A 17,252-nucleotide genomic window follows, 5' to 3' on the forward strand; every position below is an offset into this window, starting at 1 on the left:
GAACGTCTGAGCAACGCGGGCATGACGGCGCGTCGCATTCTGCTCGTGGACGCCGACGCGTTTTTTGTGGCCGTGGCGCGGCAGGTGGATCCGGAGGGCGCGGGCAAGGCGCCGCTGCTCATCGTGGGCGGGCGTCCGGGCTCCCGTGGCGTGGTCTGCTCGGCGTCGTACGAATGCCGCGCCTATGGTGTGCGCTCGGCCATGCCCATTCAGCGCGCCCTCAAACTCTGCCCGGAGGCCACGTGTGTGCCGGTGCCGCGTCAGGCCTGCAGCGCGCGCAGTCGAGACATCCAGGCCGTGCTGGCGCGCTTTGCGCCGGTCGTGCAGGCCTCGAGCATCGACGAGTGGTACTGCGACCTGGGCGGCACGGAGGCGCTCTACGGCCACGAGCCGCTCGATGTCACGGCGCATCGCATTCGGGACGCCGTGTTCGAGGCCACGGGGCTGCGGGTGTCCATCGGCGGCGCCACCTCCCGTCTGGTGGCCAAGATGGCCGTCGAGGTGGCCAAGCCCAAGCCGGGAACGGGCGCCAGCGGCGTGCACTGCGTGCCTCCGGGCACGGAAAGGGCCTTTCTGGCCCGTTTCCGCCTGTCGGACATCCCGGGAGTCGGTCCGCGCTTCGCGGAGCGTCTGGCGCGCATGGGGCTGGTCACGGTGCCCGATGCCCAGGCCTGGCCCGAGGAAGCCCTGGTCCAGCGCCTGGGAGAGCGCGGCGGGCAGTGGCTGGCCCGCCGGGTCCGCGGCGAGGACGAGAGTGTGGTGTCGTCGCGCGATCGGCAGAAGCAGGTGAGCCGAGAGAGCACGTATGGCCGCAATCTGGAGGACGACGAAACCATACAGCGCGAGTTGCTGCGGCTGGCGGTGCGGGTCAGCGCCGACCTGCGGCGTCAGGCGCTACGGGCGCGCACGGTTACCGTCAAGCTGCGCACCCCCGACTTCGTGACCCGTACGGCGCAGCGCTCGCTGACCCGTTTTGTGGACTCCGAACGGGCCGTGTCTCGGGTGGCCAGCGAATTGCTGGGCCAGTTGCGCGCCGGACGGGGTGGGCCGGTGCGTCTCCTGGGGATTGCCCTGTCCCACTTTGACGACGAAGACGTCCCGCTGCCGCCAGCCCTGGCCCAGTTGGGCCTCTTTCAGGACCCGAAGGCCGCCGCCGCCCCGGAGGCGGTGCCTGACGAGGCCAGGGAGCAGGCGCTGACCCGGGCACTGGACCGCATCCGCGGGCGTTTTGGCAGCGATGCCATTCTTCCCGCCCGTCTGTTGGACCGGGCGCCCGATACCGGGCCAAGGGTGGAAGAATGACCGGACAGGCTTTACCTTGCGCGTGCTGCGGCGGACCCAGTGGTCTGGCCGCCCTCTCCATCAAGCCGGATGTTCCTCGGGGTTCCAGATGAGTGCTACTCAGTACGATCCGAACAAGTTGGGTTGGGGCGCGGCCCTCGTGACCTGTGTGCTGACCGCAGCGCTCGGGTTCGGCGCGTACACGATCCACAACAACACCTACCGTCATCCGCGCGATCCGATGGCCAAGCAGGTGTATTATGAGCGTGACAACGCCAAGCACGCCGGCGGTGGGGAGCATGCGGCGACGGGCGAGTCGCACGGAGCCGAAGCGGCGCCCAAGGCCGAGGGCGCGGCGCACTGAGGAGTTCGGGTTGTGATGGCAAGACGCCGCGGTCAAATGACCGCGGCGTTTCCTTTTTTGCGTGAGGTTGTGCCGAGCCGGAATTGTTCTTTGCGCGATCCACTGCTCTGGGCCGTGCGCCGTGGGCTATGAGTGTGCGTGGTGTCGCGTCGGGATCACGCGATCCGCAGCTTCCGGATAGCGTGATGCGGCAGCATGAACCACGCACACTCATAGCCCACGGCGCACGGCCCACAGCAGTGGACCGGGGCAGTTGACGCAGTTCAGTCGAGATTATCCCCCTACCTCACCGGCAACGTAAACCAGAACGTCGCCCCCTTCCCCGGCTCCGAATCCACCCCGATCTCGCCGCCGTGCGCCTCGACAATGCCCTTGGCGATATACAGCCCGAGCCCCGAGCCCGCACGCAACAGCCGCGGCGCCTGCCAGTAGCGTTCGAACAGGCGCGGCACGTCGTCGGGCGCCACCCCAGGTCCCGTGTCACTCACCGCGACCCGCACCGCGTCATCGTGCAGCGTGGCCGACAGCACAATGCGTCCACCTGATGGCGTGAAGCGCACCGCGTTGCCCAGCAGGTTCGACAACACCTGCTGCAGCCGCTGCCGGTCAGAGAGCAACTGCGGGAACGGTCGGTCGATATCGCGCACCAGCGTGAGCCCGGCATCGGCGATGACCGGCTCGAACAGATCGGCCGATTCCTTGAGCAGGTTGGCCAGCATCACCGGACGCTGTTCCACGCGCAGTCGACCCGCCGAAATGCGCGTGACATCCTGCAGATCCTGAATGAGCCCGTCCGCCTGACGGGCGGCCGCGCGAATCGCTTCCACCTCATCGCGCGCCATGAGTGGCACGTCGTCCTGCACGTCATCGGTGTCGCGGCCGAGCACCGCGCCGGTGAGCATCACAATCGCGTTCACCGGGTTGCGGAGATCATGCGACACGATGGCCAGCATTTCGTCGCGCTCCCGCACCGCGCGTCGCGACTCCTGATACAGCCGCGCGTTCTCCAAGGCGAGCGCCGCCAGTCCGGCGAACTGATCGCCCACATGCATTTCGTCGATGGCGTGCGACGCGCCAGGCCTGGTGCGCACGAGGTGGAGCGCGCCGATGGCGCGCCCCCCCGCACGCAACGGCACGAGCAACACCGCACTCGCGCCCAGTGACTCGGCGCGCGCGCGCGATTCGGCGTCCGGGAAGTTGGCCTGCAACCACGCGCCCATGTCGGTGACCCGCTGCGCTTCCATTTCGTGCGCGACCCGCGCGCCGCTGGCAATGCGCGGCTCATCGGGCACGGGCTCGGCATGACGCATGACCAGCGCCGCCGTGTCCTCGTGGCGATGTGGATCCATGTGCGTGGCGGCGGCACGCCTGATGGCCCCATCGGGTGTGAGCAGCTCCAGCAGGCTCCAGTCGCCCAGCAGCGGCACCGGCAGTTCGGCAATCGTGGCCATGGTGGACTCCACGTCGAGCGAGGCGGCCAGCACCCATCCTGCCGTAGCCAGCAACTTCTGCCTTTCCTCCCAGCGGCGGCGCTCACTTACATCACGCAGCGTGACCATGAACGTGCGCTCGCCGTTGATCGTCACGCGCGCAATGGACGCCTCGGCGGGAAACTGCTCGCCGTTCTTGCGCAGCCCGGCAATCTGCCGACGATCAGCCATCGTGCGTGCGTCGCTGGGCCCCTCGGCGAACGTGCGCATGTGGCCACGATGTACCGCGCGGGAGGCCATGGGCAGCAGGCGATCGAGCGCCTGCCCCAGCATCTCGGCCTCCATCCAGCCGAAAATCTGTTCCGCACCGCGGTTGAACCGCACGATGCGGAAATTGTCGTCCAGCGCGATGATGGCGTCGGATGCGATATTGACGACGGCCGCGAGCGCTGCATGCGAGTGCGAATCGGTCATGGACGACAATCAGGCTGGGGGAGAGGCGTTCTGCCAGTCGTTCGGCAACGATTTGCATCGTGCAGGATCAACCAGCAATCACATGCCACGATCCATTTTACGAGGTCTGTCTCCGCTTCCGCCAGCCGCGCTCGCCTTTCTGCTCGTGGGCGGCGTGCTGTGGATGCTGGACCGCGGCAGCGCGTGGAGCCACCACATCTGGTTGGCTGGCCTGGTGCTCACCGGCCTGCCGGTGGCCTGGCGCACGCTGCGTGGCATGCTGCGCGGCGAGTTTGCGGCCGATGTGGTGGCCATGCTCGCCATTGTCGGTGCCGTGCTGCTGGACCAACCACTGGCGGGTCTGGTGGTGGTACTCATGCAGACGGGGGGCGAGGCGCTGGATGCCTACGCCGTGGCGCGCGCGTCGGACGCCGTGGAAGCGCTGGAAGCCGATGCGCCGCGAACCGCACACCGGCTGGTGAACGGTCGTGTGCAGGACATTGCCGCTGAAGACATCGCGCTGGACGATGTGCTGCTCGTGCGGCCCGGTGAGTTGGTGCCCGCCGACGGCGTGGTGACCGATGGGTCGTCGCATGTCGACACGTCGCGACTCACGGGCGAGCCCGTGCCGCGGCGTGTGGGCGCGGGTGCGCAACTGCAGTCGGGGTTCGTCAATCAGGAAGGCGCGCTGCAGATGCGCGCGCTGCGCCGATCGCAGGACAGCCAGTACGCGCAGATCGTGGAGCTCGTGCGCCGCGCGCAGGGATCCAAGAGTCCGCTGCAGCGCACGGCGGATCGCTGGGCGGTGTGGTTTACGCCGCTCACGCTGCTGGTGTGCGTGGTGGCGTGGTGGGTATCACGCGATTGGTCGCGCGTGCTGGCCGTGCTCGTGGTGGCCACGCCCTGCCCGCTCATTCTGGCGGCGCCGGTGGCCATCATTGGTGGCATCAACCGCGCCGCGCGGCGTTCCATCATCGTGCGCAGTGGCGCGGCGCTCGAGGGCCTGGCACGCGTGAACATGCCGGTATTCGACAAGACGGGCACGCTGACCATCGGGCAGCCTCGTGTTACGCATGTGCAGGTGAGCGAAGGCGCTGACACCTTGCTGGCCCTTTCGCGCGTGGGGGCCGTGGAACAAGGCTCAGGGCACTTGCTGGCGCGGGTGCTGGTGCACGAAGCCGAGACGCGCGGCGCGCCGCTGCGTGTGGCAAGTGCGTTGGTGGAAACACCGGGGCGCGGCGTACAGGGCGTGGTTGACGGCATCGTGGTGGCCGTGGGGGCGCTGCCCTACGTGCGCGAACAGTTTGCGGCGCATCACGAGGTGCTGGCGCGACTCGATACGCTGGATGACGGAGCGGACGGATTGCGGGCCTGGGCCGGCATGTCCGACGGCGCGGTGGCGCGCATTCAGTTTGCAGATACGCTGCGCGAGGATTTGGCGCCGATGTTTCGTGAACTCGCGGAGCTGGGCTTTGCGCCCGCGCTGCTGTTGAGTGGTGACAAGGCGGTCAACGTGCAGGCCATCGCGCGCGCGGTGGGTATCGCCGAAGCCGAGGGCGATCTCACGGCGGAGGACAAGGTGCGGCGTGTGGCTGCGCTCGAGGCCGCGGGCCATCGGGTGCTGATGGTTGGCGACGGCACCAACGATGCACCGGCGCTGTCAACGGCCACGGTGGGCGTGGCACTCGCCGGCCACGGCGGTGGTGTGGTGGCCGAGGCGGCTGATGTCGTGCTGCTCATTGATGATCCCACGCGTATTCCGGAGGCGGTGCGCATTGGCCGGCACGCGCTGGGCATCGCGCGTCAATCGATCTTTGTGGGCCTTGGCCTGTCGCTGGTAGGCATGCTGTTCGCCGCAGCGGGCATGCTGCATCCGGTGGCGGGTGCGCTGGTGCAGGAGGCCATTGATGTGGCGGTCATTCTCAATGCGCTACGGGCGGCGCGGGCGCCGGGAACTGCGGGAGCCTGAAACACGAAGCGCCGCCCGGTTGGGCGGCGCTGGTGTCTTGGGGATTACGTGGAGAGTTGCTCAGGCCTTGCGGCGGCGGGCAACGAAGCCCAGGCCGGCGAGGCCGGCGGCGAGCAGGCCGAGTGACGCGGGTTCGGGGACCTGCTGAGTCGTTACGATTGTGGCAGCGAGATACTCCGGTCCGCCAGCGATGTCAGAAAAGGTTCCGCCAGCACCAAGTCCACCGTTCGGGTTTGCCGCGATGAAGTTGTCGAAGAGGCCCCAGGAGGACTGCGAAATTCCAAAGACGAGTCCAAGCGCGCCAAGGCCCTGTCCACCGGTGTACGTACCCTTATCGTCTTCGATCAGGTCGAACTGAACAAAGGTTGTGGCATCAGCCCACAGCCGGAGGTTGAGAGACAAAATGTTCAGATCGCCATCACTGCCCGGCTCATTGCCGTTCAGGATTAGCCTGAAGGTGGAGCCCTGCAAGTTGACAAACTCCGAGAATGAGCGGAACGAGCCCTGAGAAGGGCCAAGGCTCACACCGTTGTCAGCCACGCCACAATTGGTGGTCGAGTTGCCCCAGCCTACGCAACCCCCTTCGGTCGTGCTGTTTCCCTTACCCTTGAAGGTGACAATGACCGACTGACTCCCAAAACCGTTTCCGAGATCAACGATCTCGCCTGTGTAGAACATCGATCCTTGCGCGGCGGCAGTCTGCGACCAAACGGTGAAAGCAGCTGCGATAACGAGTTTCTTGAGCATTGTTCGGATCCCGAAGGGGGGTGGAGTGATTCCCGTTACACTTCAATCCCCGTGCCAATCCATCACATAGATGATGCACGCTTAATGTTGTGTAAACCATTAATTTTCAACATTTTACACTCTACAGGGCAACCAAGAACAATGAAGATCTCTTCACCATTTACATTGATGCTGCAGGCGAGCCACACCACGTGTCAGTTCCGAGCCACAGTCCGCACAGTCGAGGCAAAAATGCAACGGGTGGCTTTCACGCAAAACTGCGGAGCCACCCGTCCAAGAAGATGCGCTTGGCACCGACTCACACCAGCGGCACCAACCCCTCCGCGATGCACACCCGCTCGCGCCCGTTCTGCTTGGCCTTGTACAGGGCCTTGTCCGCCCGCGCCACCCACTCCTCCACATCCTCGTGGATCTCGAGCTGGGCCACGCCCACGCTCGCGCCCACCGAGAACTCCATCGCCGGATGCGGCGCCGGCATGGCCGCCAGCTGCTCCTGCAGCCGACGCGCCAAGGTCTGCGCCATCTTCCAGTCGGTGTTGTGCAGAATGGCCGCAAACTCGTCGCCGCCCAGTCGGCACAACACGTCGCTCTGACGCAGGAAGGTCTTGCCCAGTGCCTTGCCCAGATTCTGGATGGCCTGGTCGCCCGCCTGATGCCCGTACATGTCGTTGACGAGCTTGAGCTTGTCCATGTCCACCATCAGCAGCACCACGGGCTGACGGCCCAGCGAGAACATCTGCAGCGCACGTGGCGCCATCACATCGAACAGCTTGCGGTTGCCAAGCCCGGTGAGCGCATCGGTGGTGCTTTCGCGCCGCGCCTCTTCGAGCTGCTTGCCCAGTCGGTCGAGCTTGGTGGCCAAACTCACGTACTGTTCCTGCTGCTGCTCACGGCGCTCCTGCAGTGCGCTTTCAATGGCCAGCACGGCGCCCAGCACTTCCTGCTTGATGGTGCCCGTCTGCATACGCTTGAGCGCGCCCTTGGCCCGCTCCATCTGTTCTTCGGTGGTCTGGTCGGCATGGTGATCGACCTTCACCGCATTGTGCACCGTCTCCACGCAGGCCCACAGGGCATCGCGCAACTCACTGATGCTCGCGCTCACATACCGATGTTCATCGCGGCGCTGATCCGTCACCGCCCGCACCACACCCGTCCAATCGCGCTCATGCACGGCGGCCGATCCGCGCTCGTGCTCGTCCAGCGGGAAGCCCAGCGTGGCATGGCGATGCCAGCGGGTCAGCTCACGCGACGTGTCCTCGCCCGATCGATCGGGCAGATCCAGAGGGTAGCGGGAGAGGGCGGTGAGAATTCCACCCAAGGCATCGAGTACCAGGCCAAGACTCTGCTCGGCAGATGCCAAGCTGTTGCCGGATGGCGAGCCGTTCGACGCAGGCGCAGCAGATGATACGGACAGTTGGGGAGAGCCGTTCGCGCGGTCCGAGCTTCCTCGCTCGGACGAAGGGCGCGGCTCCATGAGCTTCTTGAAAAACATGGGTCGTGGTGAGGGTTTGTCATGAGAATCGACACATCCTCCCAAGAGCTTGAGCCTTTGCTCCCACCCTCACCACGGCTTGCCACACCTCAGCCTGCGAATTGCTCACACCACCGGCACCACCGTCACCGAGGCGGCCAAAAAGCCGCCGTCAGAACTCACTGGCCTCAAATGCCATGATGGGCGCCGCCCCTGCCTGCATGGCCGTGAGCAGCGTGCCACACTCGGGCAGTACGCGCGCGAAGTAGAAGCGCGCCGTCTTGAGCTTGGCCTGATGGAACGCGGCGTCACCACGCCCCGCAGCCAGGGCGTCCGACGACACGGTGGCCATGCGCAGCCACTGCCAACCCACCGCCACATACCCCATGAGATGCAGGTACTCCGTGGCCGACGCGCCCGCCTCGTCCGGGTTGGCAAACCCGCGCTCGGCCAGCAGCATGGTGGCCTTCTGCAACTGATACAGCGACGCGCCAAGCGCCTTGGCGTGATCGGCCAACGCATCGTTGGTCGCCGCCGCGTCGATGTCCGCCTTCACGAGTTCGAAGAAGCGACGCACCAAACGGCCGCCTTCCATGGGCAGCTTGCGGCCCACGAGGTCAAGTGCCTGCACGGCATTCGTGCCCTCGTAAATCTGCGCGATGCGCGCATCCCGCACGTACTGCTCCACGCCATACTCGCGGATGTAGCCGTGACCACCCAGCGTCTGCAGCGCGATATTGGTGTTGTCGAAGCCCTTGTCGGTGAGAAACGCCTTGATGACCGGTGTCATGAGCGCCACCATATCCTGCGCATCCTGACGTACCGACGCATCGGGATGGCGATGCTCGAGATCAATGCGCACGCCCACCCAGTAGGCCAGCGAGCGCATGCCCTCGTTGAAGGCCTTGATGCGCAGCAGACCCTTGCGCACATCGGGATGCACGAGGATGGGATCGGCGGGCCCTTCGGCGTTCTTCACGCCGGTAAGCGCCCGTCCCTGCAGGCGCTCCTTCGCATAGGCCAGCGCATTCTGATACGCCACCTCCGACAGACCCAGTCCCTGCAGACCCACCGCCAGGCGCGCGCTGTTCATCATGACGAACATGGCGCGCATGCCCTTGTGCGGCTCACCCACCATCCATCCCGTGGCGCCGTCGAAGTTGAGCACACAGGTGGCCGAGGCCTTGATGCCCATCTTGTGCTCGACACTGCCGCAGGTCACGCCGTTGCGCGCGCCCACACCACCATCAGCTGTCGGCAGGAACTTGGGCACCAGAAACAGCGAGATGCCCTTCGTGCCACTCGGTGCGTCCGGCAACTTGGCCAGCACGAGATGCACGATGTTCTCGGTGAGATCGTGCTCGCCCGCCGAGATGAAAATCTTCTGACCCGTGATGCGATACGTGCCGTTCTCGGCCGGCTCGGCCCGGGTGGTGAGAATGCCAAGGTCTGTGCCGGCGTGCGCTTCCGTGAGACACATGGTGCCGCCCCACGAGCCGTCGATGAGCTTGGGCAGGAAACGCTGCTTGAGTTCATCGGAACCATGACTCATGAGTGCGCTGTACGCGCCGTGTGACAGACCCGGATACATGCTGAAGGAGAGGTTGGCCGAGCACAACATCTCCTCCATGACAAAGCGCACCATCTCCGGGAGTCCCTGGCCTCCGTACTCGCTGGTGGCGGCCACGCCGGTCCAGCCGTCGGCCGCATAGCGCGTGTACGCCTCCTTGAAACCAGAGGGCGTGCGCACCTCACCGTTCTCAAAGTGCACACCTTCGATGTCCCCCGGCTGATTGAGCGGAAACAGCACGTCCTCGCAGAAGGCCGCGCCGCCCGCCAGCACCTCGTCGATCATGTCCGGTGTGGCGTCCTCGAAGCCCGGCAGACGGGACAACTGCGCGATGTCGTGGACCTCGTGCAGGAGGTAGCGGATATCCTGGAGGGGAGCGCGGTAGCTGGGCATGACGGGCCTCGGGCAGGGGTTCACTGGTCCTGTCTCTCACGCTACGTGCCGTTCACGAGGGCGGCAAGGGGTTTTGCGACGATTCCGTCATGTTTTTTTCCTGACCCCGGGGCGGCACCCTGTCAGGACTGCAACCCCTGCCCCGTCGGGCGCAGCCCCTTAGACTGCAGATGACCCTTTCGGAGACCTGCCCCTCATGAAGCAGTTTTTCACCGCCCTGGCGGCGAATCTGGTGACCATTGCCGTGTGTGTCGTGGGATTCATTCTCATCGGCGTGGGACTCATTGCCTCGGCCGGAGCACGCGCGCCCGTCGAGGTGCGCCAGGGCTCGGTGCTGATCGTGGATCTCGACCGCCCGCTCAGCGATCAACCGGCGCGCCTCGAAGCCAAGTCGTTGTTTGACGACGCGCTGCAGCCGGGTGGCATGGCGCTGCCCCTGCGCGCTGCCACCATCGGCATTCGCGCCGCGGCATCGGACGATCGCATCTCGGCGCTGCTCATTCGTGGCAATGTGGCCAGCGACGGCACACGCTCCGGGTTCGCGGCGCTCAAGGAATTGCGCGCGGCGGTGGACAGCTTTCGCGTGAGCAAGAAGCCGGTGCACGCCTATCTCGTCACACCCGACACGCGCAGCTATTACGTGGCCTCCGCGGCGAGCACCATTACGCTCGACCCGTTCGGTACGCTCATGTTGCCCGGCCTCGCGGCCGAGCCGGTGTTTCTTACCGGCCTGTTCGAGAAGTACGGCATTGGCATGCAGGTCAGCCGCGTCGGGCGATTCAAGGCCGCCGTGGAGCCCTTTACGCGGCGCGACATGAGCAGCGAGAACCGCGTGCAGACACAGGCCTACCTGAACGACCTCTGGAGCGAGGTGAAGTCAGCCATCGCGCGCTCGCGCGGCATTGACACGGTGGCATTGCAGACGCTGGTGGACACGCAGGGGCTTCTGCTCCCCGCTGACGCCGAAGCCGCCAAGCTCATCGATCGCCGTGCCTACTTCGACGTGGTGCTCGACGAACTGCAGCGCACCGCAACCGGGGGAACCAACAGTGGCACCGACAAGACGTCGGCCCGCGACAGTGCCCGCTCCTCGGACCTGGACCTCCTGCTCGACCGTCCGGCGCTTCCTCAGATCACGCTCGAACAGTACGCGCCGCTGGCCATGGCCAAGGAGCGACTCTATAGCGCGAGCCAGGTGGTGGCCGTGGTGTACGCGGAAGGCGACATCGTGGACGGCGAAGGCGGCGACGGCACCATTGGTGGAGCCTCGCTGTCGCGTGAACTGCGCAAGCTGCGCCGCAATGCCAAGGTGAAGGCGGTCGTGCTGCGGGTGAACAGTCCGGGCGGCAGCGCCATTGCCTCTGAGCAGATTCAGCGCGAACTCGCGCTCATCAAGCAGCAGAAGCCGGTTGTGGTGTCCATGGGTTCGCTCGCCGCCTCCGGTGGCTATTGGATTTCCACGGCAGCGTCTCGTGTGTTCGCCGAGCCCAACACCATTACGGGTTCGATTGGCGTGTTTGCGCTGGTGCCCAACATCCAGACGCTGGCCAACCGTCAGGGCATCACGTTTGACACCGTCAAGACCGGACGCTACGCCGACCTGTTCACCATTGCTCGTCCGCGCACGGACGCCGAGCTGGCGGTGCTGCAGCGCGGCACCGATGCAGTATACGACGCCTTCCTGCAGCGCGTGGCCGACGCGCGTGGACTCGCGCTGGATTCCGTGCGCGCCATTGCGGAAGGCCGCGTGTGGTCTGGCGTACGGGCGCAGCAGCTGGGACTTGTCGACTCGCTCGGCAGCCTGCCCAGCGCCATCAAGAGTGCCGCGTCACTGGCCAAGATCACCGGCGACTATGACGTGCAAGAGTTCCCGCGTCTCAAGAGTCCCACCGAGCGTCTGACGGAGCTGCTGGAAGACAAGCCGGCGCCCGTGGCGGCGCGCCACACCGCGGCCGACATGGCCGAGGCGGCGGCGGGAGCCATGGGTGGCAACTCAGCCGCCGCGCGCCTTGGGCGCAGTTTCGTGCGTGAACTCGAGGTGCTGCTGCGCTACAACGACCCGCGCGGTGTGTATGCGCGCATGCCGTACATCCTCGGCATTCATTGAGGAGAGCGGCACGCAACCGGTCTCAGTCGCGACGCACCTGCATCACGAATGCGAGGCGTCGCGGCAGGCCGGGCTCGAAGAAACGGTTGCGCGTGGCGTTGATGACCAGCGACGACGCGTAGCGCCGGTCGAACAGGTTTTCGACGGAGAGCGTGGGTTCAAGCGTCACGCCAGCCCAGCGGGATGACGAGGCGCCGAGTCGCATGTTCCACACCGAAAATCCGGCGCCCTGCACTGTGCCGGCATCGTTGGCGGCGGCCGCACTGCTGCCTGTCCATTCCAGCGTGGCAAAGGCCCCGCGCGCCCGTGCGGTGACAAACCCCTGCCCGTAGTGTTCGGGCACACCGGGAATGCGTTGACCGGCAAACGACGTCGTGCCGACATCGTAGCGATCGAAGCGGAACCGCGACCAGGTGTACGACGCGCCGACATCAATCATCGACCACGCCAACCGCACGGCCGACTCGGCGCCGCGCCGTGTGGTCTGGCCTGCATTGCGAAAGGCACGACGACCAGGCTGGTTGGGCACATCAAAGGGCACAAGCTCGTCCTGCACCACGGCCTCGAACAGCGCGAGATCGGCGCGCACGCGCTGCCCCAGCAGCGCCTGGGTTCCCACTTCCATCGTGCGTGTACGCTGCGGTTCGAGCGTTGCGTTGAGTCCTGCGGCACCCGTTTCCTGATTGGTGAGCTCGGTGACCGTGGGCGTTTCAAACGCCGTGGCAAGGTTGCCGTAGAGCGACCAGCGCGGCTGGGCCCGCCAGGTCACACCGAGCATGGGGCTCACCGCGCGCAGGCTGCGGTCACCCGAGTCGTCGACGTTGCTGGCCGTGATGAAGCGATCGCGCACACCGAACTGCACCTGATCGAATCGCAGAGCCGTGCTCACGAACACCTGCCGCGGCGCTTCGATCTCCACCCGGGCGTAACCACCCAGGTTTGCGGCGCGCTCCTGCTGATCGAGTCGCGTGGCTCCACGCTCATTGCCCGGCACCGGGCAGCGCGTTGACGGCGGGGCGCTGGGCAGTTGCTCCGCGCAGTTTTCGTAGTTGTAGCGTTCGTCCACGAGACGCTGCGCATCGACACCCGCACCCAAACGAAGCGGCCAGGGTGTGGACGGCAGACGCCAGGAGCCATGTACGCTGCCGCCCATCACGGCCCTGTCGACGGCCACCATGGCAAAGGGCAGCGGATTGTCGAGCATACGTGTGCCGCCAAAGAGCGACGCCCGAAGCTGTCCGTTGCCCACATCCCGCTCGGCCATGAGCGCCAGTTGCGTTTGCTGCACCGCCTTGCGCGAACGCCGCGTGATGTTGAGCGAATCGGGCAGGCGCGGATCGCGCGACAGTTCAGCGGCCGTCAGAGCGCCGGTGTTTTCTGCGCGCGGCGCGTCGTACACCGTGCCTTGCAACTCGAAGCGCGTGCCGCCGACTGTGGTGAGGCCTCGCGCAAACACGCTGCTGGCGTCGAAGCGCGACCACGCGCGCGGACCGTCGCCCGCGGTGCGTGTGAAACTGGCCAGCCACTGACTCTGCTGCAGTACACCGCTCGAGTCACCCAACGCTCCGCGCAGGCTGCCCGAGGCCTGCACATTGGCCCGCTGCAGGCCTCCGCCGTTCCACCATCGCGCCTGCAGGGCGAGGGGCAGAGTGGATGGCGCACGCGAGCGCATATCCACCACACCACCGGCCGCATTGCCATACAGCGCGGCCGCGGTTCCGCGCACCACATCCACACGGTCCACCGTTTCGAGATCGATCCAGTCGATGGGTGTCTGCCCGTCTGGCAGCGAGACCGGTACGCCATCACGCAGCACCCGCACGCCGCGCACGCCAAAGGCCGATCGCGCACCGAATCCGCGAACCGCAATGCGCGAATCCTGGGAAGGATTGCTGCGGTCCTGCACCTGAACGCCCGGCACCGCGAGCAGCAAGTCGCTTACGCTGGTACGGCGCTGCGCGGGGCGCGCAGGCAATGGCGCTGTGGTCAGCGCAAAGGGCAACTCGAAGGGTGATCGCGCGGCGTCACGCGTGACAGAGACACGCACCGTATTGAGGCGGCGCGCCGTGGAGTCGTCGGCCACACTGTCGCGTGTTGCCACCTGCGCGACCAGTGGGACGGGCGCTGCCAGCGCGGCAACCACCGTGATGCGCCGGAGCAGAATGAACGGACGCAGGTTGGGCCGGAAAGTCGGATTGGAAGTCACGCCTGCAAATATCGCGCGACACCCAGCCTTGCGGGTATGGGACGGCGGGCCGGTCGCTCAGCGCAGCGGCTTGGTGCAGTTCGGCGTGCGGTCGTTGGGGCCGTCGTCAAAGAGCTCGCCGGTGCGTGAACAGATCACGCCCGTCTCCACATCACGCAGCGAGACGAACCAGTGCGAGGCCGTGGAGTTGGACTGCACCATACGCTGGCCTTCGGGCACTTTCATGCCGGCGGCCTGCAGCTCAGACCACGACGCAAAGCGCCGATTCAGCACACGGAAGGTCTGCTGACGATCATTCACCTGCGCCAGCGTGCCGGTGAGCGCCGTGGTGCGCCGTTCGACCGTCATGTTGCCGCGAACGGTTACCGAGGCCACGGCCACCGTGAGCAGCGCAAACGTCGCCAGCAGGCTCGTGACCAGCATGCTCTCGTTTCGCGAGCGGGTGCTGGCCTGGGCGACCACCTTGGCCTTTGCGGAGGAGCGGGTCTTGGCCGCCGACTTGGACGCCGGCTTGCTGGCCGTCGAGGAAGGCGCCGGGGTTGGCAGCTCCACGGCGCCCGCCACCACGCGCGGCTGCGGCGCGCCGGCCTTCGGCCCGGTGACATTGGCCCAGGGGTCATTGAGCCGCGCGGCACCGCCAGGCGCCGGCTTTCGCTCGCGGCCGCTGCGTTCGTTCTCCGCATGCATGTCCTTCCACGTGCGACGCGGCGCGGCCATCACCGGCACGGTCTCCTTGGGGATCTCGTGCGGCACGCGTGGCTTGAGATCCACGGGCGCCCCCAATGGCCGAGACGCCGCGCGGAAGCGATCCGCAGCGAGCGTGGACGGTCGGCGTTTCGGGGGCGTGGTGGACATGAGATCATGCTATTTCCCTGACGACGGAACGGAAATAGCGACACCGGCATCAGCGTCACACTGCCGGCATATTTTTTGGACACGGTCCCGACTGTCAGGCGTTACAATCGGGACCGCTCCCGCCCTCGCGGCTCGCGATCAGGCGTCCTTCAGGCCTACCTCAGGCGCGGTTCAGGCGGCGCGGGCCTGTAGCGTCTGCCGAAGCCGCTCGGCCACCGCCTGACGCTGCGCCGGTGTTCCTACACGCAGCGCGTCGACTCCGGCCAGCAGCAGATGCATGCGGGGGTCCTTGGTGGCCACCTTGGTGAGGCCACTGAACAGGGGTGCGAGCGACTCGCCTCGGACCTCGCCGCCTTCGGCCGCCCACACAAAATTGCGCGGCTCGGCGCCGCCACTCGTCGCCCCGCCGCCCACGGCCGCCGCCAGCTCCGGGTGCGCGAAGGCCGTGGGATGGCCGCTGCGTTCGGGGCCATGCACGGCCGGGAACGCGAAGCGCACGCCATGCTCGAGGAATTCCATGAGCGCATCGATGCGCACGGTGCGGCTGCCCGGCCCGCAGATCCCCGCCAGCTGCAGTCGCGCTACGCTGCGATGCACCGCGCTGGTGCTGGTGGCAAGGGCATTGGCGAGCGGCTCGTAGCGATCCTCGGGCACCAGCACGAGACGGAGCGCGACGGCGATGTCGAACGGGCGGAGCGACGGTTGAGATGGCACGGTGAACCTGGGGTGGGAGACAGGCATATGGGGAATGCTCCCAAAGTATGGAAGATCGGAATTTCCATGTTGCGACTTGTGGCAGTTATCCGTCCCGCATTTTTAACCATTTGCCACTACTAAACGGCCTTTCCCGTACCGTTCGGAACGTCTGACCATACAGCAGCTAAGGAGTTCTTAATTGTGGTAAAGCGTTGCCAGCACGGCGCTTGCGCAACCCATTGGCTCACTGGCGAGAGATGGCCCGTTCTGTCAGCTTTGCAGCATGACCGAACCCGTCGTCTTTCATGCCACGCCGCGCTTCCCGCGTGGCTTTCGTTGTGCCAGTCGGAACGTGGGACTCAAGCCCACCGCGCGCGACCTGACGCTGTTTGCCAGCGACCGTGATGCGGCCGCTGCCGCCGTGTTCACCCGCAATCACTTCCCGGGCGCGCCGGTCATTCTGGGTCGAGAGACACTGCGCAGTGGTGTGCTGCGCGCCGTGATTGCCAACAGCAAGGTGAGCAATGTGGCCACGGGTCAGGCCGGCGTGGACCACGCGCGCCGCATGGCGGCCGCGGCCGCGCAGGAACTCGGCACGTCACCCGACAAGGTGCTGGTCTCCTCAACGGGGGTGATCGGCGTGCCGCTGCCCATCGAAAAGATCGAGCGCGGTGTGGTGGGGATGTCCGCCGACCTGCAGGACGATCCCATGGTCGGCGCCGAAGGCATCATGACCACCGACTCGCATCCCAAGGCGCTGTCGGCGTCGGTTGGTGATGCGACCATCACCTGGGTGGCCAAGGGCTCCGGCATGATCGAGCCGAACATGGCCACCATGCTCTCGTACATCTTCACCGACGCGGCGCTCGATGCCGCCACGCTCGACCGTCTGCTGCGCGAAGCGGTGAGTGGCTCGTTCAACATGCTGTCGGTAGACACGGATACCAGCACCTCGGACACCTGCGCCATTCTGGCCAACGGCGCCGCGGGTGCGGTGGACGAAGCGGAGTTTCTGCGCGTGCTGCGCGAAGGCTGCACGCGCATGACGGAAATTCTCGCGCGTGATGGCGAGGGCGCGGAGCATCTGCTGCGGGTGAGCGTGCGGGGCGCGCTCAACGCCACGGAAGCGCGTGTGGTGGCCAAGTCCATCGTGAACTCGCCGCTGGTCAAGACCATGGTGCACGGCGCCGACCCCAACGTGGGGCGCCTGCTCATGGCGGTGGGCAAGTGCTTCAGCTGCACCATCATGCCGTCGTCCACCGATGCCTGGATCAACGGCTTTCAAGTAGTGGGACGTGGTGAGCGTCTGGCCTTTGACGATGCCGTCGTGCGCGAAACGCTCTCGCGCGAAGTGGTGGACATCGAGGTCGCACTCGGCGTGGGCGAGGGCTCGGCCACCGCCTACGGCTGCGACCTCACCAAGGGCTACGTGGACGAGAACGCGGCGTACTACAGCTCCTGAGTGGCCGGCCCTCTTGGCGTTCGCATGATAGTCAACCGCTCACGCAGAGAAGGGGAGAGCGCAGAGTTCGCAGAGAACCGCGGTCGGGGTTGAACTGCCTTGTCGCGGATGACACGGATGGAGCGGAAACAGCACGGATTGAACAGCAGTCAAGAGTTGGCGGAGTGTTCATGCCTTACCCTCTGCGGCCTCGGCGCCCTCTATTCCTCTGCGTGAGCTGTTGTCAGTCTCAGCTCACGCACCGGAGC

Annotated in this window: 12 protein-coding genes; 5 read left to right on the forward strand and 7 right to left on the reverse strand. The window is 66.2% G+C overall.

All coding sequences use genetic code 11. From position 1 onward, the window contains the following. Window positions 1-21: 21 nt before the first annotated feature. Window positions 22-1,302: a Y-family DNA polymerase gene (locus B2747_RS00405; protein WP_291155269.1), complete on the forward strand. Its 1,281-nt coding sequence runs from the start codon at window positions 22-24 to the stop codon at window positions 1,300-1,302. An 88-nt stretch (window positions 1,303-1,390) separates the two neighbouring features. Continuing rightward, complete coding sequence (locus B2747_RS00410) at window positions 1,391-1,645, forward strand: hypothetical protein (protein WP_291155271.1); 255 nt, start codon at window positions 1,391-1,393, stop codon at window positions 1,643-1,645. 281 nt (window positions 1,646-1,926) lie between these two features. Here the strand turns inward: B2747_RS00410 and B2747_RS00415 are convergent, their stop codons facing one another. After that, window positions 1,927-3,549, reverse strand: coding sequence for a sensor histidine kinase (locus tag B2747_RS00415; protein ID WP_291155273.1), 1,623 nt, complete (start codon window positions 3,547-3,549; stop codon window positions 1,927-1,929). Between the two features lie 82 nt (window positions 3,550-3,631). On the opposite strand from B2747_RS00415, the gene B2747_RS00420 reads away from it, so the two are divergent. Further along, window positions 3,632-5,497: a heavy metal translocating P-type ATPase gene (locus tag B2747_RS00420; protein WP_291155276.1), complete on the forward strand. Its 1,866-nt coding sequence runs from the start codon at window positions 3,632-3,634 to the stop codon at window positions 5,495-5,497. Window positions 5,498-5,557: 60 nt separating this feature from the next. Here B2747_RS00420 and B2747_RS00425 read toward each other — a convergent pair whose 3' ends face one another. From B2747_RS00425 to B2747_RS00435, 3 genes are all read right to left on the reverse strand, one after another. Next, window positions 5,558-6,244 carry a PEP-CTERM sorting domain-containing protein gene (locus B2747_RS00425; RefSeq protein WP_291155279.1) on the reverse strand — a complete coding sequence of 229 codons (687 nt, stop codon included), beginning with the start codon at window positions 6,242-6,244 and terminating at the stop codon, window positions 5,558-5,560. 298 nt (window positions 6,245-6,542) lie between these two features. After that, entirely contained in the window at window positions 6,543-7,604 is a 1,062-nt protein-coding gene (locus B2747_RS00430; RefSeq protein ID WP_291155281.1) for a GGDEF domain-containing protein, read from the reverse strand. A 283-nt stretch (window positions 7,605-7,887) separates the two neighbouring features. After that, a complete protein-coding gene (locus B2747_RS00435) occupies window positions 7,888-9,678 on the reverse strand; it encodes an acyl-CoA dehydrogenase C-terminal domain-containing protein (RefSeq protein WP_291155283.1) in 1,791 nt (596 codons plus the stop codon). 196 nt (window positions 9,679-9,874) lie between these two features. Here B2747_RS00435 and sppA point away from each other — a divergent pair, with 196 nt between their 5' ends. Then, window positions 9,875-11,785: a signal peptide peptidase SppA gene (gene sppA, locus B2747_RS00440; protein ID WP_291155286.1), complete on the forward strand. Its 1,911-nt coding sequence runs from the start codon at window positions 9,875-9,877 to the stop codon at window positions 11,783-11,785. Between the two features lie 22 nt (window positions 11,786-11,807). Here the strand turns inward: sppA and B2747_RS00445 are convergent, their stop codons facing one another. The 3 genes from B2747_RS00445 to B2747_RS00455 form a co-directional block, all read right to left on the reverse strand. Further along, entirely contained in the window at window positions 11,808-13,991 is a 2,184-nt protein-coding gene (locus B2747_RS00445) for a TonB-dependent receptor family protein (RefSeq protein ID WP_291155289.1), read from the reverse strand. Window positions 13,992-14,048: 57 nt separating this feature from the next. Next, entirely contained in the window at window positions 14,049-14,846 is a 798-nt protein-coding gene (locus B2747_RS00450; protein WP_291155292.1) for a hypothetical protein, read from the reverse strand. 171 nt (window positions 14,847-15,017) lie between these two features. After that, entirely contained in the window at window positions 15,018-15,560 is a 543-nt protein-coding gene (locus tag B2747_RS00455; protein WP_291155294.1) for a hypothetical protein, read from the reverse strand. Between the two features lie 265 nt (window positions 15,561-15,825). On the opposite strand from B2747_RS00455, the gene argJ reads away from it, so the two are divergent. Continuing rightward, window positions 15,826-17,004: a bifunctional glutamate N-acetyltransferase/amino-acid acetyltransferase ArgJ gene (gene argJ, locus B2747_RS00460; RefSeq protein WP_291155296.1), complete on the forward strand. Its 1,179-nt coding sequence runs from the start codon at window positions 15,826-15,828 to the stop codon at window positions 17,002-17,004. Window positions 17,005-17,252: the final 248 nt, after the last annotated feature.

It is taken from the genome of Gemmatimonas sp. UBA7669 (assembly GCF_002483225.1).
In the GTDB taxonomy this organism is placed as follows: domain Bacteria; phylum Gemmatimonadota; class Gemmatimonadetes; order Gemmatimonadales; family Gemmatimonadaceae; genus Gemmatimonas.

Excerpts from the sequence above, each read along its gene's own strand:
- argJ (WP_291155296.1), top strand. The coding sequence starts at position 15,826 with ATGACCGAACCCGTCGTCTTTCATGCCACGCCGCGCTTCCCGCGTGGC.
- B2747_RS00405 (WP_291155269.1), top strand. The coding sequence starts at position 22 with ATGACGGCGCGTCGCATTCTGCTCGTGGACGCCGACGCGTTTTTTGTG.
- B2747_RS00425 (WP_291155279.1), bottom strand. The coding sequence starts at position 6,244 with ATGCTCAAGAAACTCGTTATCGCAGCTGCTTTCACCGTTTGGTCGCAG.
- B2747_RS00410 (WP_291155271.1), top strand. The coding sequence starts at position 1,391 with ATGAGTGCTACTCAGTACGATCCGAACAAGTTGGGTTGGGGCGCGGCC.
- B2747_RS00450 (WP_291155292.1), bottom strand. The coding sequence starts at position 14,846 with ATGTCCACCACGCCCCCGAAACGCCGACCGTCCACGCTCGCTGCGGAT.
- B2747_RS00435 (WP_291155283.1), bottom strand. The coding sequence starts at position 9,678 with ATGCCCAGCTACCGCGCTCCCCTCCAGGATATCCGCTACCTCCTGCAC.
- sppA (WP_291155286.1), top strand. The coding sequence starts at position 9,875 with ATGAAGCAGTTTTTCACCGCCCTGGCGGCGAATCTGGTGACCATTGCC.
- B2747_RS00415 (WP_291155273.1), bottom strand. The coding sequence starts at position 3,549 with ATGACCGATTCGCACTCGCATGCAGCGCTCGCGGCCGTCGTCAATATC.
- B2747_RS00420 (WP_291155276.1), top strand. The coding sequence starts at position 3,632 with ATGCCACGATCCATTTTACGAGGTCTGTCTCCGCTTCCGCCAGCCGCG.